At 50.6% G+C, this 19,231-nt stretch carries 27 protein-coding genes; 10 read left to right on the top strand and 17 right to left on the bottom strand.

All coding sequences use genetic code 11. From position 1 onward, the window contains the following. Positions 1-15 precede the first annotated feature (15 nt). From U5R06_12755 to U5R06_12675, 17 genes are all read right to left on the bottom strand, one after another. Positions 16-828: a Gfo/Idh/MocA family oxidoreductase gene (locus U5R06_12755; protein ID MDZ7723638.1), complete on the bottom strand. Its 813-nt coding sequence runs from the start codon at positions 826-828 to the stop codon at positions 16-18. A gap of 235 nt (positions 829-1,063) precedes the next feature. Next, positions 1,064-1,300 carry a hypothetical protein gene (locus U5R06_12750; protein ID MDZ7723637.1) on the bottom strand — a complete coding sequence of 79 codons (237 nt, stop codon included), beginning with the start codon at positions 1,298-1,300 and terminating at the stop codon, positions 1,064-1,066. Positions 1,301-1,336: 36 nt separating this feature from the next. Next, the gene (locus tag U5R06_12745) at positions 1,337-1,564 is read right to left on the bottom strand and encodes a hypothetical protein (protein MDZ7723636.1); all 228 of its coding nucleotides are present in this window, start codon (positions 1,562-1,564) and stop codon (positions 1,337-1,339) included. 10 nt (positions 1,565-1,574) lie between these two features. After that, positions 1,575-1,760, bottom strand: a complete 186-nt coding sequence (locus U5R06_12740) for a hypothetical protein (GenBank protein MDZ7723635.1) — start codon at positions 1,758-1,760, stop codon at positions 1,575-1,577. A 38-nt stretch (positions 1,761-1,798) separates the two neighbouring features. After that, on the bottom strand, positions 1,799-2,488 hold the full coding sequence (locus tag U5R06_12735; GenBank protein MDZ7723634.1) for a hypothetical protein: 690 nt from the start codon (positions 2,486-2,488) through the stop codon (positions 1,799-1,801). A gap of 171 nt (positions 2,489-2,659) precedes the next feature. Then, positions 2,660-3,055 carry a hypothetical protein gene (locus U5R06_12730; GenBank protein MDZ7723633.1) on the bottom strand — a complete coding sequence of 132 codons (396 nt, stop codon included), beginning with the start codon at positions 3,053-3,055 and terminating at the stop codon, positions 2,660-2,662. Beyond that, positions 3,033-3,287, bottom strand: coding sequence for a hypothetical protein (locus U5R06_12725; GenBank protein ID MDZ7723632.1), 255 nt, complete (start codon positions 3,285-3,287; stop codon positions 3,033-3,035). The genes U5R06_12730 and U5R06_12725 overlap by 23 nt, the downstream gene beginning before the upstream one ends. A gap of 161 nt (positions 3,288-3,448) precedes the next feature. Further along, entirely contained in the window at positions 3,449-3,610 is a 162-nt protein-coding gene (locus U5R06_12720) for a hypothetical protein (protein MDZ7723631.1), read from the bottom strand. Beyond that, entirely contained in the window at positions 3,556-4,440 is an 885-nt protein-coding gene (locus U5R06_12715; protein ID MDZ7723630.1) for a Gfo/Idh/MocA family oxidoreductase, read from the bottom strand. Before U5R06_12715 ends, U5R06_12720 begins: the two co-directional genes overlap by 55 nt. A gap of 37 nt (positions 4,441-4,477) precedes the next feature. Then, complete coding sequence (locus U5R06_12710; GenBank protein ID MDZ7723629.1) at positions 4,478-4,816, bottom strand: twin-arginine translocation signal domain-containing protein; 339 nt, start codon at positions 4,814-4,816, stop codon at positions 4,478-4,480. 77 nt (positions 4,817-4,893) lie between these two features. Then, the gene (locus U5R06_12705) at positions 4,894-5,571 is read right to left on the bottom strand and encodes a GntR family transcriptional regulator (GenBank protein ID MDZ7723628.1); all 678 of its coding nucleotides are present in this window, start codon (positions 5,569-5,571) and stop codon (positions 4,894-4,896) included. A gap of 481 nt (positions 5,572-6,052) precedes the next feature. Next, entirely contained in the window at positions 6,053-6,193 is a 141-nt protein-coding gene (locus U5R06_12700; GenBank protein ID MDZ7723627.1) for a DUF559 domain-containing protein, read from the bottom strand. A gap of 357 nt (positions 6,194-6,550) precedes the next feature. After that, a complete protein-coding gene (locus tag U5R06_12695; protein MDZ7723626.1) occupies positions 6,551-6,919 on the bottom strand; it encodes an endonuclease domain-containing protein in 369 nt (122 codons plus the stop codon). 375 nt (positions 6,920-7,294) lie between these two features. Further along, a complete protein-coding gene (locus tag U5R06_12690; protein MDZ7723625.1) occupies positions 7,295-7,618 on the bottom strand; it encodes a hypothetical protein in 324 nt (107 codons plus the stop codon). Continuing rightward, a complete protein-coding gene (locus U5R06_12685; GenBank protein ID MDZ7723624.1) occupies positions 7,509-8,795 on the bottom strand; it encodes a sulfatase-like hydrolase/transferase in 1,287 nt (428 codons plus the stop codon). Before U5R06_12685 ends, U5R06_12690 begins: the two co-directional genes overlap by 110 nt. 163 nt (positions 8,796-8,958) lie before the next feature. After that, on the bottom strand, positions 8,959-9,309 hold the full coding sequence (locus tag U5R06_12680) for a substrate-binding domain-containing protein (protein ID MDZ7723623.1): 351 nt from the start codon (positions 9,307-9,309) through the stop codon (positions 8,959-8,961). 11 nt (positions 9,310-9,320) lie between these two features. Continuing rightward, positions 9,321-9,836: a LacI family DNA-binding transcriptional regulator gene (locus tag U5R06_12675; protein ID MDZ7723622.1), complete on the bottom strand. Its 516-nt coding sequence runs from the start codon at positions 9,834-9,836 to the stop codon at positions 9,321-9,323. A 531-nt stretch (positions 9,837-10,367) separates the two neighbouring features. Here U5R06_12675 and U5R06_12670 point away from each other — a divergent pair. The 10 genes from U5R06_12670 (at position 10,368) to U5R06_12625 (ending at position 19,170) form a co-directional block, all read left to right on the top strand. Continuing rightward, the gene (locus U5R06_12670) at positions 10,368-10,988 is read left to right on the top strand and encodes an MFS transporter (GenBank protein ID MDZ7723621.1); all 621 of its coding nucleotides are present in this window, start codon (positions 10,368-10,370) and stop codon (positions 10,986-10,988) included. After that, entirely contained in the window at positions 10,897-11,646 is a 750-nt protein-coding gene (locus tag U5R06_12665) for an MFS transporter (GenBank protein MDZ7723620.1), read from the top strand. Before U5R06_12670 ends, U5R06_12665 begins: the two co-directional genes overlap by 92 nt. Positions 11,647-11,657: 11 nt before the next feature. Further along, on the top strand, positions 11,658-12,680 hold the full coding sequence (locus U5R06_12660) for a zinc-binding alcohol dehydrogenase (protein MDZ7723619.1): 1,023 nt from the start codon (positions 11,658-11,660) through the stop codon (positions 12,678-12,680). 52 nt (positions 12,681-12,732) lie between these two features. Beyond that, complete coding sequence (locus tag U5R06_12655) at positions 12,733-13,668, top strand: Gfo/Idh/MocA family oxidoreductase (protein ID MDZ7723618.1); 936 nt, start codon at positions 12,733-12,735, stop codon at positions 13,666-13,668. A 198-nt stretch (positions 13,669-13,866) separates the two neighbouring features. After that, the gene (locus U5R06_12650; GenBank protein MDZ7723617.1) at positions 13,867-14,841 is read left to right on the top strand and encodes a glycoside hydrolase family 5 protein; all 975 of its coding nucleotides are present in this window, start codon (positions 13,867-13,869) and stop codon (positions 14,839-14,841) included. Beyond that, positions 14,842-15,354, top strand: coding sequence for an FISUMP domain-containing protein (locus U5R06_12645; protein MDZ7723616.1), 513 nt, complete (start codon positions 14,842-14,844; stop codon positions 15,352-15,354). Beyond that, the gene (locus U5R06_12640; GenBank protein MDZ7723615.1) at positions 15,311-15,559 is read left to right on the top strand and encodes a hypothetical protein; all 249 of its coding nucleotides are present in this window, start codon (positions 15,311-15,313) and stop codon (positions 15,557-15,559) included. Before U5R06_12645 ends, U5R06_12640 begins: the two co-directional genes overlap by 44 nt. A gap of 58 nt (positions 15,560-15,617) precedes the next feature. Further along, a complete protein-coding gene (locus U5R06_12635; GenBank protein ID MDZ7723614.1) occupies positions 15,618-17,237 on the top strand; it encodes a sulfatase-like hydrolase/transferase in 1,620 nt (539 codons plus the stop codon). 18 nt (positions 17,238-17,255) lie between these two features. After that, on the top strand, positions 17,256-17,447 hold the full coding sequence (locus U5R06_12630; GenBank protein MDZ7723613.1) for a hypothetical protein: 192 nt from the start codon (positions 17,256-17,258) through the stop codon (positions 17,445-17,447). Between the two features lie 250 nt (positions 17,448-17,697). Beyond that, positions 17,698-19,170, top strand: coding sequence for a trehalase family glycosidase (locus tag U5R06_12625; protein ID MDZ7723612.1), 1,473 nt, complete (start codon positions 17,698-17,700; stop codon positions 19,168-19,170). Positions 19,171-19,231: the final 61 nt, after the last annotated feature.

The following is a 19,231-nucleotide window of genomic DNA, read 5'->3' as shown; positions in this document are numbered from 1 at the left end:
CGAATCCGTTTCCCGTCACCAGCCGCTGCGATTGACAAACACGGATCCTTCGGTGCCGATAAATTTGGTACCCCGTCCGCCGGTACGGCAGGTCAATTTAATGCCGTTGTCATAGATCATGTCAAAATCGATAGACGTGGCGGTGTTGAACAATCCGGTTTTGGGAAATACGCCGCGTCCGATGATTTTCACCGGTCCCGAATCGTCCATGCCCAAGCCCCATTGGGCAATATCCAGGTAATGCGCGCCCCAGTTGGTGGTTTGTCCGCCCGAATAATCGCGGATAAACCGGAACGTGTAATGACAGCGTTGGTCCGTGTAGGGTTCATGCGGTGCAGGCCCCAAGCCAGAACTCGTAATCCAGCGCTTCCGGCGCCGGCTGCGGCTGCCAGGTGGGGGGCAGGCGCGGTTATTGCCGGGCAGCGAGACCTCGACTTTTTGTATAGCACCAATATAGCCGTTGCGCACCAGTTCGCAGGCGCGCCGGAACAGCAGCATACTGCGCTGCATACTGCCGGTCTGCAGGACACGGCTGTATTTTCGAACGGTATCGCTAATGACCCTGCCCTCATTGACGGTCAGCGTTAAGGGTTTTTCCAGATAGATATCCTTGCCGTTGCGGGCAGCCTCCAGGGCAGGCAGGGTGTGCCAGTGATCCGGAGTTGATATAACCACGGCATCAATATCCGGGCGCGAGGTCACCTCACGGAAATCCGAATACAGGGCACAATCCTGATTCTCATATTTCTGCTGCACCAGGTTTTGCGCTCGATCAGCACGATATCGTTGATATTCAAATCGCCAGAACCCGGACCTCTGGGTTGCCAAGGAAACCCTTTAAATTGTTGGTGCCCATGCCACCGACACCGATGAATCCCAGAGCTATCGCCATCATTTGGGTAGCTGGAAACGTTTTTTAAAATCCGGGCGCCGCTAACGTAACACGGCTGCTGCAGGCGTTTGACTAACGGGCTCCATTTCATGAAAATAATCGCCTTTTACTGTCAATATCAATATACGTCTGCAAACAGACAAACTATTTTCCAGACTATCAAATCGAAGATTATGCTTTTTGGTGCTGAAACATGTTTTCATAATGAACAGACGGTTCAAAAATGCCGCCGTCTTTGTCATAATAATCCTTGTTCAGGTGAAACACACCGTTCACCGTTTTGCGCCATGACGCGTCTGGATACGGATGATAACCGACCATTTGGTACCAGTTTTTGTAATTCTGATGCCCGTTGGTCTCCAATAGTCCCAGGCCCAGTTCCGGAAACGGCGCCAGACGCGCGGCCACGGCTTTGTTCCACTCCACCAGAATGGGATTGACTGGTCAAGGATCCGCGCAGAAGCACGGTACATTGTGTTCATGCGCCACCTGTGCGATTTTCATGGTCATGCTCAGGGTTTTGGCAATGGCTTTGAGGGCAATGGCCGAATAACCCATTTCGATGCGTTTTAAAGCGTCTTTATCTGTGTGCGCGCTTTCGTCGGCTGCAATGCGTACGCCCAGGTCATCCACAGTGATGTTCGTGTGTTCCGGAAACGGCTCTTCGATCACGGCGATCTGATCAAAGGCGCCGATCTTGCGCCGCGTGGCCCAGCAGCTTCAGCAGGGTTTCCTTCTTCTCGTAGCGGCCGTTGGCGTCGAAAGTAATAGGGAAGCCTCCCGTTCCGGGCGTACGGCCGGTCTGATGCCGCCCGATGGCCTCGTGGATGGCGGTTGAACAGGCCTCGCTCATGTCCTTCTCCAGCATCTTCCGCCTGCGTAGCCGGGCTGCCCCAGCTCTGATTTTCATGAAAAAAGTAGCCCTCGGTCCGCCGCATCCCTGATCTCGCTGATCGGAATGGAATAGGCCATGAGCGGAATGCTGGCGACTTTTTCATGATGATGCGATAGTGCCGGTTTATAGGTTTCCGGGATCAGGGCGTCAAAATCGGTGATCCCGTGCTCTTTGGCGTATAAAAGCCAGGCGGCATTATCGAATCCCACCAGAGCGTTCAATGCAAAGGTTTTGCGCAAATCCGGATTATCGGTAATTTCTTTCCCGTGTTTATACACCTCTTCCAGTACGGCATCCAGCAGATCAACCGGAGAATCAAAAGACTGTCCTTTGGCCATTTGCAGAGCGCGTTCGCTCAGAGCGTACATGAGCGCGTTACCGCCGCTCTCGGAATGAGATGCAAACACCGCGGAATCGGACCACAGTACATTCTGTGTGCAAAGACCAATGCTGTGATGGCCGGAACCGCTGCTCATCCTGGCAATGGTCTGCCAGATCTCGGTCATATAGCCGCCCTTGAATCCGAACGGCCGGATCAGGGGCTCGCGTTCAAAATCGGCATCCACATCGGTGATTCGTATCCGACCGCCTTTTGTCATTGCCTGTTTGTCTGAAGAGCCGTTCTGACAAGCCAGGGAGGAGAGTCCCAGCACAGACAGTCCGGCCATGCTTTTGTTAAAAAAATCACGACGATTAATCATTTTTCCTCCCAAAAATTAAAGATTTGTTTTTTTTAATTCTTTCCGCAGCCACATCAAATCCTTGTGCATATTCTGCACCGTCTGAGCTTTGCGCTGTTCGGGGGTCAAATCCACGTTTTTATCATACAACGGATATTCGAAATGCATGAAGTTTAATCGCAGAATTTTTCTTTAATCAGGTTGACTGTCCACTCGACCATACCATTGCAGCGGAACACTGTGGTGACGCCATTCGCCTTGTTTTTTCTTCCAGATACAGTCTTTGATGACCGTATCCTCGATATAATTCGCTGAATAAACAACCGCATACCCAGTGGCCATGAATATCCGCCCTCGATCGCGGCATGTCGACGTCGACCGACAGCCGATCCAGTCGGGATCCAGATCCCGGAGCAGGAACCAGAGATCCCAGAACGGTTTGCCCATCGCGTTGCCGGCGTGGTTCTGGTAGGCGCCGCGGATTTGCAAGCTTTTGTTCAATTCAGCCAGTTTTTCCATTTCCTTTCGGTGACGATCCAGGTTTTGCGTGATGGACAGACTGTGATCATATCTCAGATATAGTTCCATGCGGTAGTGGGTAATGCCCAGTCATCTGCGGTTTTCTCGAATGGTTCGTATGCGGTTTGTCTACAAGAGTGCCACCGCGGGTGGTCATCATCGGGACTTTTAATCCGGTTTTTTCAATCGCTTTAACCGCGCGCGGCAGATCCTGTGTGACGTTTTCCGGAAGCACGTGTCCGCCGGGACGTACGGTCAGATCAACACCGTCAAATCCGATTTCAGCAATGGTTCGGGCCATGGCCTCGTAATCCAGCCATTGCAGATGTTTGGAACATACAGCATGGCGCGTAGCCTGGATCGCCGCCGCTCAGCCGTTTTATCCACAGGCTGCTGCCGGAAGGGCAGATGCAGCCAGTGCGGATTTTAAAAATGTTCGTCTGGTAAACATACTCAACCTCCTTAAAGAGTCCAGGGTTCGCGGTAATCGTAATGCAAAAGCTTGTTGGCATAATGGCTGTTGCTGATCTGCTCATTTTCCGCATCCCATTCGATGCGCATACCCATTTTTAGGGATATATTGGCCAGGTGTGCAAAGGTGGTGGACCGATGGCCGTCTTCCAGCGAACACAGCGGTCGTTTTCGGCATATTTCAACACAGTCGAGAAAATTTCATTAAATTTCCGGTTGAATTTTCCTTGATGTTCAGATCTCCTGATGGCCGGCCTACTCTTGAGGGTTTCTTCCTGAGGCTCGACCAGGCGTTCCCAGTCCTGAAACTGTCCCGGCCAGGCCGGATTGATCTTGTAGCCGTTCTGGCTGGTGATCAGGGTGCCTTTGGTGCCGTTAAATTCCACTTCGCCGCCTGAAACACCGCTGCCGCTGGTGCCTTCATAAATATGAAATTGGACCACGGCGCCGGAATTGAACTCAAAGGACACTTCCATGGTGTCCGGAATCGTGCGGTCATCGGTGAGCACATATTTACCGCCATGTGCTGTGACTGCGGAGGGGGCCTGTTCCCCCATCATCCAGCGGATGACATCCATATAGTGCACACCCCAGTTGCCCATCTGCGAGGAATAAAAATACCACCAGCGGAAAAAGTAGGGAGCGAGATTGTATTGATAGGGGCGAAAATCCCGGGGGCCCAGCCACATATCCCAGTCAAAATCGGCAGGCGGTTCTTCAGGATTCAGGTTGCCGATGCCGTCCGGATACATATTGCTGATACGATAGGCGCGTGCGGTCAGGACTTTGCCGATCAGTCCTTTCTGCACTTTGGGTGCCAGACTCTGATAAATGGACGAACCGCGGCGGTTGAGTCCTACCTGCGCGATGCGGTCGCTGCTTTTCTCCGCATCCACCATGGCGCGGCCTTCTTTAATGGTGATGGTCAGCGGTTTTTCAACGTATACATCTTTGCCGGCGTCAATGGAGAGGATCGTCTGCACGGCGTGCCAATGATCCGGAGTGGCGATGCAGACGGCGTCAAATGGATTTATCTTCCAGCATTTTACGAAAATCAGTATACTGTTCTGGTTTGTTGGGAAAGGTTTCGCCCATGCGCGGTACTTTGCCGATGCTCAACCAGCGCTTGTTCACCTTTGAGCGGTCGCGTTTAGTATAGGGCCTGTACGACATCACAAAGCGCGGCGACCTGGCATCTTCATTATCCATGAAATTGTGCATCAGCTGACTGCCGCGGTTGCCCACTCCGATGAAACCCACTCGAATGCGTTCATTGGCGCCAAGTACACGACTGTAACCGGCTGCGGTCAGGGCGGCAGTGGCCATGGCTGATTGTTTGATAAACGTGCGTCGTTTTATACGATATCTTTCATTGACAACCTCCTTGATTTATGGTGGCAGTTTACCTGGTATTTTTCAGCACTTTGAGCGTCTGTTCAAGATGACGTTTCATGGCTTCCGGATGCTCTGGCAGCATCATGTTCCTGCAGGGCATTCAGAATTTCATAACGTTCACGGATGGCAACAGAGGAACGCCCGTCCCGGCAGGCTCCGCAATCATTGGAAAGCGTAATGATATCCGGGATTAACACCGCCAACAAAGACTGGAGGACGGCATTGTGTGCACATTCTGTTATTTTGAGATGAAATAAGAGGTCTTCATCAATGCCGTTTTTCCCTGAACGAACGTTGTTCTTAAAGGCCAAATGCGCCTCTTCAAGCTCCTCAAGCTCCGAATCCGTTACCCGTGTGGCTGCCAGTCCGACCGCCTCTATTTCCAATAGGGTTCTTGTTTCGATCAGCGAATTTACATCTTTGCTGTCCAGTTTGAGAATGTTTGTGATGAGACCTTCAAGCGCTTTGACTCCGATACTGGCGACAAACGTACCGCTCTGAGGTCGGGTTTCAAGTATGCCGTAAAATTCAAGTTTCTGGATGGCTTTGCGGATGTGTCCCCGTCCCACTCCGAAGCGCTGCATCAGCGCCCGTTCCGCCGGGAGCCGGTCTCCGGGTTTTAATATTCCGGATGAAATCAGTGTTTTGATTTGACTGATGATGAGTTCGAAGGGGTTGGTAACACTGATTTCTTTAAAATAATGTATGGTTTCATGCATAACTGGTAAACCATAGATGATTGGTGATTGGTTAACCAAAATATAGGGAATTTGAATATGGATTGCAAGCAGTGTCTTTGGAATAATGCTTAAATTTTTGTCATGGAACCTCCCCTGAATATCGCTTGGTTAAAGCTTGAGGGTTGCTACCACCCCGATTGCCGCCTTTGGCGGCAATATCCCCTCCTTGGCAAAGGAGGGGAAAGATAGATGTGCAATTTTGTGCCTATCCGCAATAACCGATTACTATGTAAATTTTCAGATATCCGTCCGCAAACTTATAATTTTGTCCCCCTTTTTCAAGGGGACGAGATATCCGGTTTACCGGGATCAGGGGGTAGAGTAAAGCAATGCTTTCCGAATAACCTCCAACACGCCGGTTAAATTTTCTCTGAGCTGCTTATTGGTGAATCTCAGGATTTGAATTCCCTCTTGTTCGATTTCATTCTGTCTGGTTTGGTCATACGCCTGCGTTTCTTTTTCAAAATGCCACTGACCGTCTAATCGATGGCAAGTTTCTGTTTAGGACAATAAAATCGACTATATAGTTGTGAATACTTGCTTGTCTTTTGAATTTAAATCCGTCCAATTGTTTGTTTTTTAATTTTGACCATAGGATCATCTCTTCTGGGTCATATGGTTACGCCAATTCTCCGTCTGCGTTCTTTCATATTTGTTTTGTTGTAAATTTTTGTCATGGGCTCTCCTTGGTTATAAATTTAAAAAGACTTGCAGTTTTTTATCACCCCTATCCTGAAAACATTTTTGGGTATGCATCATATTAGTTCATTGCGGAACTCCCCCCGGCTTCTGGCCAAGGCCGTCAGCCGCCCCTCCTTGGCAAAGGAGGGGAAAGATAGATGTGCAATTTTGTGCCTATCCGCAATAACCGATTACTATGTAAATTTTCAGATATCCGTCCGCAAACTTATAATTTTGTCCCCCTTTTTCAAGGGGGACAGATCCCGGTTTACCGGGATCAGGGGGTAGAGTAAAGCAATGCTTTCCGTATAATCTCCAACACGCCGGTTAAATTTTCTCTGAGCTGCTTATTGGTGAATCTCAGAATTTGAATTCCCTCTTGTTCGATTTCATTCTGTCTGGTTTGGTCATACGCCTGCGTTTCTTTTTCAAAATGCCACTGACCGTCTAATTCGATGGCAAGTTTCTGTTTAGGACAATAAAAATCGACTATATAGTTGTGAATACTTGCTTGTCTTTTGAATTTAAATCCGTCCAATTGTTTGTTTTTTAATTTTGACCATAGGATAATCTCTTCTGGGGTCATATGGTTACGCAATTCTCGTCTGCGTTCTTTCATATTTGTTTTGTTGTAAATTTTTGTCATGGGCTCTCCTTGGTTATAAATTTAAAAGAGCTCGCAGTTTTTTATCACCCCTATCCTGAAAACATTTTTGGGTATGCATCATATTAGTTCATTGCGGAACTCCCCCCCCGGCTTCTGGCCAAGGCCGTCAGCCGCCCCATCTTGGCAAAGGAGGGGAAAGAAACGAGTGTTGGTGCATGCTTGTGTTAAGCAGTTACTTTGAATGTACAGATTTTCAAACCCAGGCCTCAACGCAATCCTCCGAGATTTTGTCCCCCTTTTTCAAGGGGGACAGATCCCGGGTTACCGGGATCAGGGGGTGGATTGTAGCTTTATTTTTCACTCCCCGCTCTTACCATCCCATCTTCCGTCAGCCGGCGGAGATAGTGTCTGGTCTTAGTCGGACGCAGCGGAAGAGTTCCGCACCCTTTGATACTCTTTATTTACCGCCTTGTCGCCCCAGCGGTCGATCACCGCCTCGAGCGCTGTGTCCGTTTCCGGGTACTGACCTTTATCGTCGGTTTCGATGATCCATCGGTACAGAATATTGCGCAGTTCCGCCAAAGCAACCGCATGTTCGCGTTTCCACGAATGCACCAGATTCACGGTTTCATGCGGATCGGTTTCCAGGTCGTACAGTTCCTCGGCCGGACGCTCGTCGCTGACAAAGCGTGCCTGTACCTGGTTGAGTTTGCCGTCTTTGTACAGTTGTTCGAGCACTTGAAACGTGTCCCATTCGTCGCGATAATTGGGCTGGCAGATAGGGACGATCGGTCATAAAATTGCGGATATATTTATAGCGTTTTGTGGTCACCGCGCGAATGCGGTCTATGGTATAATCACAGCGGTCGCGCGCCGAGATGACATAGTCGCGATGAAACGAATCGGCAAACATGTCGCGGGCGTGCATGTGATTCGGGATGGGAATGCCGGCCAGGGTCAGGGTGGCGCCGCTGATATCCAGTCCACTCACGAGATCCGTGCGCACCTGACCCTGGGGAATGCCGGGGCCTGCGACAATCAGCGGTACCCGCAGGCCGCCTTCGTAACAGAATTGTTTGTGACGCGGCAGTTTCATGCCGTGATCCGAGAAAAAGAACACCACCGTATTGTCATACAATCCGTCTTTTTTGAGGCGTTTGATGATATGACCCAGGATTTCGTCCATTTTTAAAATTGTATCATAATGGTGCGCGATTTCTTTGCGGTATAGCGGATGATCCGGATAATACGGCGGCACCGGTACATCATCCGGATCGGTTTTTTTCGGCGCGTCACCGCGTTTGCCGCCGCGTAGCTGAATCTGACCGAAAAAAGGCTGGTCCGGAGCGCGTCCGGTCCATTCGCTGCCGTTTGCTGCGCCTTTAAAGCCGTTTTCGCCTTTGTGATCGTACAGGTCCTCGTTGGAAAACACAAAGTTGTAATGGTTCTTGCCTTCGTTAAAGGTGTAATAACCGGCTGCTTTGAAAATTTCCGGCAGTGTGCGCACGCCCAGGTGATTCGGATGCCAGGTTTCCATTTCATTGTCCCGCCAGATGCGGAAGGAACTGTAATGTTCATGCGCGCTGATGGAAGTTTGATACATGCCGGTGATCAGCGCCGAGCGCGTGGGCGTGCAAACCGGCGCCGGCATATAGGCGCGGTCAAATCGTACACCGCGTGCGGCCAGAGCATCAATGTTCGGAGTTTTTATGACCGTGTCGCCGTAACAGCTCATCCAGGCATTGGTGTCCTCCAAATACACCCAGAGAATACTGGGGGTGTTTTTGCTGATACTTGGTTTTGGCGAATGAAAAGTATACGGTTTTGCCGACAGCATGGAGGGTAGGGCAGCGATCGCAGCGGTGCCCAAACCTGTTTTGAAAAAATGCCTGCGGTTTAAATTCTGATGACTCATAACAACTCCTTTCAAAGGATTTTGAAAAACGGTTTGCCTTTGGTGTGATGAATGATTTTGACCGGTTCGATGATGTGCTCAGGCGGCTGGTCCCAGTCGGTCTGCTTGCAACGGTCTATTAACAAGATTGACCGCGGTTTGCCCGATCTCATAGGCGTTCTGGTCAATGGACATGAACGACAGCACCCAATTGCGCCACGATATTATTATCACCGAATTCAGCGATCATGATATCCTCCGGTATATCATAGCCACGTGTCAGGATTGCATGTCCGGCGCCATATGCCACCATACCGCCCAGACACAGCACGGCATCGGGTTTGCGTTCGTTCAGATAATGGTTCATGCAGCGGTAACTGTCCTCGGCGTTCAAACCGCAAAACAGATGCCGGTTCTGCGGCGCATCAATGTTGTGGTCCTGCATAGCCTGACAGAATCCCTCAAACCGCTGTTCAGCAACGGAAAAACCGAGGTTGGGGCCCATGAAAAGAATATCCCGGCATCCCCTGCTGATGAGTTCCGAGGTCAGATCACGGCGGCCTGACGGTCGTCAATGCTGACGGACGGAAATTTCAGTTCATCCAGACGCCGGTCCCAGCAGACCATGCGGATGCCTTCTTCGCGCAGGCGGGTGAACAATTCGTGGTTCTGATCCCCGGGTGCATTGTTCAGCAGGATGCCGTCGACATTGATGTCTGATAAAAACTCGATATTCTGACGTTCAATGTCCGGATTTTCATCGTGCACCATGAGAATCGTCTGATACGATTGTTTGCGCGCCTGCTCGTAAATGCCGCGTACGGCTTCAGAATAAAACGAAATGCGCAGGTCCGGTATGATGACGCCGATGAGATGACTGTCCTGGTTGATCAGGCTCTTGGCCAGCAGATTGGGCCGGTATCCCAATTTATCGGCGAGTGACTTTACCGTTTTACACATGCTTTCAGAGATGTCCGGACTGTCCCGCAGCGCTTTGGAAACCGTGGCAATGGACACATTTAGGATATCGGCGATTTCTTTTAATGTGACTTTTTTTCGCAAGTCTCTGATGCTCCGGTATGGTCTGCTGTTTTGATTGTAATTTACAATAATTTTCATTTAGGCGCAAGGGTTCAGCGTTACAGTCGATAGAAAGTAGTAAGCAAAAAGAAAAAAAACGATGAGGATGGGTTGATCATCTCAAGGTTTCTCATTACAAGATATGCGGCTAAATTTCGGTCAGAAAGTTACGAGTACACTATGAAAAGCCTTGCTTTTGTGTTCGGTTTTTCATAAAATACATAACAGTACGTACCAGTAGGTTAAGTTGCCGGTGCGGCAGCAATGTTCCGGAAGCACGGTATACGGGAGTGAGAGAAATGCGTGTTTACGCGATGATTGTGGTACTGATTTGTTCCAGAAATGATCCTTGGCTTTTGAGTTGACAGAGAAAAAAGCAGCAGCAACGTCTAAATGATCCTGGCTCGCCCGGATGATAAATGGATGAATAACAAAAAATACAAGGAGCAGACGTGAAACCCTTGACATTCAAAAGAAAAAATTGGATTCAGTATCGGTGAATATGCCGGTAGTGTGATCTGGCAGACGCTGATGTTCTTTCTGCCCATTTTTTATACGGATACGTTTGGTTTATCGGCGGCTGCGGTGGCCACGATGTTTCTGGTGATCCGTTTGTTTGATGCGGTGAATGACCCGCTGATGGGCACCATCGCCGACCGCACCAACACCCGCTGGGGCAAGTTTCGGCCCTATCTGTTGTGGTTTGCGGTGCCTTATGGTCTCGGGACCGTGTTAATGTTCACCACACCGGAGTTCAGCGATACCGGAAAAATCATTTATGCCTATGTGACTTATGGACTGATGATGGTGATCTATACAGGCATCATGATTCCCTACAATTCGCTGATTGGTGTCATTTCACCGAAACCGGGAGAACGCACGAGTGTATCGTCCTATAAATTTGTGTTTGCCTATGCCGCAGGGGCCAGTGTACAGGCCCTGATCATTCCGCTGGTGAAAAAATTCGGCGCCGGCAACAGTCAGCGTGGTTATATGATCACCATGGGCATTTTCGGCGCTATTTGTATCGCCTGTTTTATTATTGCGTTTTTGTCCGTGCGCGAGCGGGCTGCAGCCGGATCCGGCGAAAAAGAGCAAGCTCAAGGAAGACCTGAACGATCTGGTTCACAATAAACCCTGGATCATTCTGTTTTTGCTGTGTCTGGTCACGCTGATTTATGTGGCGATCCGAAGTTCCGTGATTATGTATTATTTCAAGTACTATGTGGGCAATACCGAAGCCGCTTCCGCGTTTATGGTCGTCGGCACCCTGTTTGTGCTGCTGGGGGTACTGCCGACCAAATGGCTGTCTGAAAAAATCGGCAAAAAAAAGCTTTATATCATCTGCATGGCCATAGTCACGCTGTCTTCTTCCGGATTTATTCTGGCCGGACCGGACAGTATTGTGCTGATTTATACACTGCAGATTATTTTTTCACTGGCCTCCGGCCCCACCATGCCGCTGCTCTGGTCCATGCTGGCGGATGTTGCTGATTATTCAGAATTTAAAAACGATCGGCGCGCTACCGGCCTGGTCTATTCCGCGTCTACATTCAGTCAAAAAGCCGGATTCTCTCTCGGCGGCGTAATTTCGATGGGAATCTTGTCCTTGTTCGGATATACTGCCGGTGTGGCCCAGACCGATCTGTCGCTGCTGGGTATCCGGTTGTCCCTGAGCGTGGTTCCGGCCGTGTTCGCTGTGGCGGCTATGGTGCTGTTGTTTTTTTACAAGCTGGATGATGCCACCGTGTTGGAAATAGAAGCTGAACTGGCAAAACGTAAAGCAAATTAAGAGGTGTGTTCATGCAATGCAGAACTGTCAAAGCAACTAAAATCAATACGGTCGAATTTGTCAAAGAGGCCTTTGAAGAATCAATACAGTCTCCCACTGAGGTGATTTTAAAAAACCGATTCTCACATATCAGCGCCGGAACCGAACTGGCCTGTTTGGCCGGTCTGGAAAGCTGGTTCGAGATTCCGGGCGTTCCCGGATACACCGCCATCGGCGAGATTATTGAAAAAGGCGAGGCCGTGGATCAATTCAATGTGGGTGATGGGGTCTATACCATGGGACCGCATCAGGAATATTACAAAATTGATATCACCGACCGCTGGCATGGTCTGTGTGTGCCGGTGCCGGATGGGCTGGATGAAGATGTGGCGGCATTTACGCATATGGCGGGAATTGCCATGACGTCACTGCGGGCTTCTTCCATTGAACTCGGGGATACGGTGTTGGTCACGGGACTGGGTGTGATCGGTAACCTGGCGGCGCAACTGGCGCAACTGCAAGGTGCGCGGGTGATCGCCGTTGATCTGGTGGATCACCGGCTGGATGTGGCAAAAGCTTGCGGTATCCAACAGGTCTACAATTCGAAAAAAGAAGACATTCCCGCACTGATCAACAAATTGACAGACGCCGCCGGTGTGAATGCATTTATTGACGCCACCGGTGTGTCTCCGGTCATTGAACAGTATGCCGGAACCGTGGCGTTCAACGGCGAACTGATTCTACTGGGCAGCCCCCGGCAACCTTATCAAACGGATTTGACCCAGGTGCTGCAGAAAGTACACCTGCTGCCTCATTCTTTAACTATGAAGGGTGCGCTGGAATTTACGTTCCCGACGCAAAACGATGAATTTGTCAAGCATTCCATTGAACGCAATTCGCGAATTATCATGGAGCTGATGCGCCGTGATGAATTAAAGATCAAACCCTTTTACACCCACAAGCTGCATCCGTCCGAGGCGCAAAACGCCTACGATGGACTGGCCAATGACAAAGACACGTACATGGGTGTGGTGTTTGACTGGTTGAATCTGTAAATCGGGAACCGGCTTTCTGAGCAGAGAGCCGAAATCAACACAAGGAGATGCTATGAGTGCAAAAAAAACAATCGGCATCATCGGTGCGGGTATGATCGGGGATGTACATATTGAAAATATCCGCCGGGACGGCCGGGCTGAGGTGACCTGGATCGCCACGCGTACGCGCGAAACCCTGGACAAGAAAAAAAAGAAATACGGCATTGAAAACGCCACGACTGATTATAAGGATATGCTGAACGATGATTCGCTGGATGCGGTGATTATCGCGTCACCGCCGTTTACCCATCGGGATATGGTTCGGGCTTGTCTGTCCGCCGGTAAACATTTGTTGCTGGAAAAACCCATCGCCGCCAATTGGCAGGATGTGCAGGCCATTATCCAGCAGGTTGTCGGACATCCCAAACAGTTGACGCTGGAATGTTCCTGCCGTCATGCGCGTCTGCAGCCGAAATTCAAATTTATCAAGGATATCATCGATTCGGGTGAGATCGGCGAGGTGTATCATATTCATCACAACGCATTATCACGCGGTACGTTTATTGAATACAATCCTGCCGGAAGCTGGGCGCTGCAGAAAGAAAAAGCCGGCGGCGGCGCCTTTATTGACTGGGGGGTGTACGATCTGTCCTTTCATCTGGGACTGTTGCATGACAAACCGCAGCTTGAGCAGGTTAAATCGTTCACCCGTAACGGTCTCAAGGTTTATCCTGATCCCAATACCCAGGCGGATATTGAAGAACACGGCGCTTCTTTCCTTGAATTTGACACTGGATTGACGTATTATTATGAACGCGGCAGCGGTGTGCACTTTGAAGTGCCGAATCAAACGCGTATTTACGGCACCCGGGGCGGACTGCAGTTCCGGATTTTGCGAGCTGGGATCCGCCGCAAGTGGAAATGTTTTATCTGGACAAAGATCAGAATGAAAAGCAGAAAACACTGGAGGTCGAGATCCCCGAGGAACATGACGACAATTTTGCCCTGACCCAGCATTTCCTCGACTGTCTGGTTGAGGGTGCGGAACCGCAAATGAGCGTGCAGCTGGCTGCCAAACATTTGGATATTTTATTTACAATCCTGAACCATTGAATTTAACCGGCCTCTGGTCTATGTCTGCCGCAAAGGAAGAGTCGTGAAAAATAACAGTCTGGTATTGACAATGATTGTGATGATGGTGACGGTGATGATCACAGCATGCAGTCAGGAACCCACTTTTGTGCGCGAGCACGGACAACTCGTGGTGGACGGGACGAAACTCACAGATGAAAACGGCGATACCCTGGTGCTGCGCGGCATGAGTTTCGGCTGGTCCAACTGGTGGCCGCAGTTCTGGAATGCGGATGTGGTCTCCAAGCTGGTCAATGACTGGAATTGTACGGTGATCCGCGCGGCCATGGGAGTGGAACATGAGGACGGCTATCTGGAACGGCCGCAGGTTTCCGATTCCCTGGTGCGCCAAGTGGTGGACGCCTGTCTCAAAGAGGGCGTATATGTGATTATCGACTGGCATGATCACAATGCGGTTGAACACGTGCAGGAAGCCAAAACGTTTTTCACGGATATGGCGGAGACCTATGGACAATATCCGAACATTATTTATGAAATCTATAATGAACCCGATAATGAATCCTGGGAAGCGGTCAAAGCCTATTCCGATACTCTGATCCGGACCATCCGGGACTATGACCCGTTGAATATTATTCTGGTGGGCAGTCCGCACTGGGATCAGGACGTGCATGTTGCGGCGGATGATCCGCTTACCGGTTATTCGAACATCATGTACACCCTGCATTTTTACGCGAAAACTCACAAACAATGGCTGTGTGACCGCGGTGATTACGCTTTGAAACAGGGCCTGCCGCTGTTTGTGTCCGAATACGGCGGTTCCGAAGCGTCCGGTGACGGCGGCCTGGATCTGGAATCCTGGCGATTGTGGGTGGACTGGATGGAAACCAATCAGATTAGCTGGGTGAAATGGTCAATTGCCGATAAACAGGAAACCTGTTCGGCGCTGCTGCCTGGAGCGAATGCCCGCGGCAACTGGACCGAGGCGGATCTGGATACGTCCGGACTCTTGGCCAAAAAATTGATTCGGAATCTGAATCGTGGTTCCAAACAGGATTGGCGGAACATTCTTAAAAAACCGGTGGACAAATAAATGAAAAGAATTGTATTGCTTGTACTCGTATTTCTGATCGCCGGCTGCGGTCGGCAACCCGATCCAACTTTCGATAACTCTGTGGTCATGCGTAAGGCTGAACCGCTGACTGATCCGCGTGACGGCCGAACGTATCAGACCGTACGCATTGGTACTCAGGTCTGGATGGCGGAAAATTTGAATTATGGTGTTGCGGTTGAGGACTGTGAACAATCGGATAACAGTATTGCGGAAAAGACATTTTATAACAATGATCCGGATGCAGAACAGGCTTACGGCGCGCTGTATACCTGGAACGAAGCCATGCAGTGGACGCAACAGCAGGGCGCGCAGGGGGTGTGCCCGCCGGGCTGGCATGTGCCCACACGTGAGGATTGGGCATATGCTGCGCAGCGTGCTCGGTGCCGATTCATCCGGACAAAAACTCAAAGCATCAAAAACCGATTCCATTTCCTGGGACGGAAACAATGTGACCGGATTCACAGCCATCTCGTCCGGGGTGGCCTATCGTGAATATTTCGGTCGCAAGGGACACTGGGCCGTATACTGGACGTCAACTCCAGCAGACAGCGGGTTCGCCTGGTTTGCGCAACTGGACGGGTACTGGTATCCACAGCCGCCCAAGTATATGAATCTGTTTTTGGGTGATTATTACATCAAGGAAAATGCATTTTGTATCCGCTGTCTCAAAGACAAACTGCAGCAAAAGAATGAATAACTGTCAGTTTGTGGACCGGATCGGATGATCAGCATTATTTTAACATAGAGGATCTGCGATGAATTCTGTTTCCAGACGTCAATTTATCAAACAAAGCGGCCTGGCTTTGACTGCCGCAGCTGTGCTCGGCTGCAGCAGCCGTCAGGCACAACCGGGGCAGCCGAATATTCTCTGTATCACCTGCGAAGATATCAGTCCCTATTTGCACTGTTACGGCGATGGTATCGCTCTGACCCCGCATCTGGATCAACTGGCGGCCGAGGGTGTCAAATTCAATAATGTATTTGGCAATGCCGGGGTGTGCGCGCCCTGCCGCGCGACCTTGATCACGGGATTGTATCACAACAGTTTCGGCGCCAATCATATGCGGGTGACCCAGCAGTATCAGGGACTGCCGAAATACGAAGCGGTGCCACCGCCGGAGGTCAAGTGTTATCCCGAATTTATGCGCGCTGCCGGTTATTTCTGCACCAATAATGTAAAAACGGATTATCAGTTTAAAGCGCCGGTTACAGCCTGGGATGAAAACAGCAACCGGGCACACTGGCGTCACGCGCCGCAGGGTAAGCCATTCTTTTCAATATTCAATTTAATGACCACGCATGAATCCCAGGTCTGGGACCGGGCCAATGACCCGGTGGTTATTCGAGCCGATCAGGTGGTTGTGCCGCCCTATTATCCCGCCACATATCATGTGCGCCGGGATATGGCGCGCGTGTACAGCAATATTCGGGTCATGGACCGGGAAGTGGGTGAGCTGATTAAGGAGGTCAAGGAAGCGGGATTGTGGGACAATACGATGGTCATTTTCTACTCGGACCACGGCGGTCCGCTGCCGCGCGGCAAACGCGAGATTTACGATTCGGGTCTCAAAGTACCCATGATCATCCGTTTTCCGGACAAACGCTACGCCGGGTCCGAGGTGGATGACATGATCAGTTTTGTTGATATTCCACCCACCATTTTATCGCTGACCGGTATCAAACCGCCGGATTATATGCACGGTCAGGCCTTTTGGGGTACATACAAAGCTGAACCGCGGCGGTATATTTACGCGGCGCGCGATCGCATGGATGAACAGGTTGATATGCGCCGGGCGGTGCGCGACCGGCGTTTTAAATACATCAAAAATTTTCATCCCGAAATTCCCTGCTATCTGGATATCTCGTTTCGAAAAAAATTGGCCGGCATGCGCGAACTGTTGCGGCTGCGTGATGCGGGTTCACTGAATGAAGAGCAGATGATCTGGTTCCGCAGGACCAAAGCGCCGGAAGAATTGTATGACATCCAGCAGGATCCGCACGAGCTGAACAATCTGGCGGATGATCCGGCCTATGCGGATGACCTCAGGCGTCTGCGACAGGAATGTAAAGACTGGATGCAGCGCATTGACGACAAGGGATTTATGACGGAAAAAGAGCTGGTCTATTCCATGTGGCCGGGCGGCGTGCAGCCGGAAACCCAAGCGCCTGTAATTACCGTTGCTGACGGTCAAGTGCGCATCACCTGCCCGACTCGAGGCGCCTCGATCGGCTACCAGATCAACGGCACAGGCTATACCAAGGAACACTGGTTTTTGTATACCGGTTCGTTTCGGATCAACCCGGGCGATACCATCCGCTGTGTGGCGCACCGTATCGGTTATCAACCCAGCCCGGTTATTGATAAAACGGTTTAACATTCAGGAGAAATAACTATGAAGAAAATGATAATGATCGCGGTTTTACCCTTGTTGATTATTACGTGTAAACCGGGTGATCACTCTTCTCAACTAAAAGCCCGTTTTGAACATCTGTCCGATTCTGTCACTGACGGCTGGAATACCTGGGACAACCGCAGTATTATGACACACATTCTGCTGCCCGAGGGTCTGGCCTGGGAGCAGTAGTCTGCATGACACCCTGACCGGGGACTCGCTTATTTATGCCTTTACCGGCAACGAGGTTCCGGGTTCGGAAGATGTACGCACCATCGCTCATACTCCGGATGGCTCGTACACCGATTTTACCCTGACCTGGAAATCATTTGGTCTGCGCATTCAAAGCGCGTCCACCGAGGCGGATGATATATTTTTTCTGATCACTCCGCGGGATGATTATACCAATCCCGGACAACTGCGTATCAAAGGAAAAGATAGGATGGTCGGCGAGGGAAGTCTTTCCGCCAAAGATAACACATTGCGGGCTGAATTGCCGGATACGTCACGGGTGCTGCGGCTGTTGAATCCGCAAGATGCAGTCACGCATGCCAATGCCGTGTATCAGCCGCTGAACGGCCCGATCGCCTGGAGTTCGAAGATTGATATTGATTTTGATGCTGTAGAAGCGATGATGCTGAAACAGGAACGTTTGTACAAAAATCAAAAAGCCGAATACGGCGACATGGCCGAGATCTGGGATGTGATCCAGAACGCCATGAACTGGCTGGTGGTGTATGATCCGGAAAAAGACCGGGCTGTCACCCCCGTGGCCCGACCCTGGGCTTACGGCTGGGGCGGCCGTGAACCGGGCGGATATATCTTGTTCTGCTGGGATAATTTTTTTGCATCCTATATGCATGCTATTGAAAGCAAAGAACTGGCTTATAACGAAGCCGTGCAGATGTGTCGGGAAATCAAAAAACTCGGATTTGTGCCCAACTTTGCCGCGCCGGGCGGATTGAAAAGCCGCGACCGCTCGCAGCCGCCGGTGGGGTCGCTGATGGTGATGGGTGTTTACAATCGCTACGGCGAGGACTGGTTTCTGGAAACGGTGTTTGATGATCTTTTGACCTGGAACCGCTGGTGGTCGGAGAACCGTGATCACGACGGTTATTTATGCTGGGGGTCGAATCCGTTTGATCCCGTGGCTGGAGACAAGCGGGAAGGTGTGCAAAATGAATTCAAAGCTGCGTCCAACGAGTCGGGGCTGGACAATACACCCATGTACGATGAGGTGCCCTTTGACACAACCGAACATCTGCTGGAAATGGCGGATGTCGGACTGATGGGTTTGTACATAGCTGACTGCAAGGTGCTGGCGCATATGGCGGATATCCTGGAGCGTCCGAAAGCAAAGCAGGAATTAACAGAGCGGGCCGGACGTTATGAAAATAAACTGAAAACCCTCTGGGATGATGAATTCGGCATGTTTCTCAACAAGCGCACGGATACCGGCGAGCTGAGTCGGAGGATTTCTCCGACGAATCTTTATCCACTCATCGCCGGCGCCGCGACCCGGGAACAGGCTGAGCGCATGGTTCAAGAACATTTCTACAATCCGGATGAGTTTTGGGGTGAGTGGATCCTGCCGTCCATTGCCCGCAATGACACCGGCTATACCGGCAGAGATTACTGGCGCGGCAGTATCTGGGCGCCGATGAACTTTCTGGTGTATCTCGGATTCCAGAACTATGACCTGCCGCAGGCGCGGGCCGATCTGGCGGAAAAATCCAAAGCCCTGCTGCTGAAACAATGGCGTGAGGAACGCAACGTGCGCGAAAACTATCACGCTGAAACCGGCGGTGATCCCGGTGCGCGCAGCAATCCCTTTTACCACTGGGGCGCGCTGCTGGGCATGATCAACTTGATTGAACACGGTCAGGTCGGGTCCCCTATGCAGGTTTTTGATTAGCGAATTGCAAAGTATGTTTTCTATTCATACGCTTTGTTAGGTGATATATCGTTTTCTATTT

The organism is candidate division KSB1 bacterium (assembly GCA_034521575.1).
In the GTDB taxonomy this organism is placed as follows: domain Bacteria; phylum Zhuqueibacterota; class Zhuqueibacteria; order Residuimicrobiales; family Krinioviventaceae; genus JAXHMJ01.
This window is presented reverse-complemented; position numbering and strand designations above follow the sequence as displayed.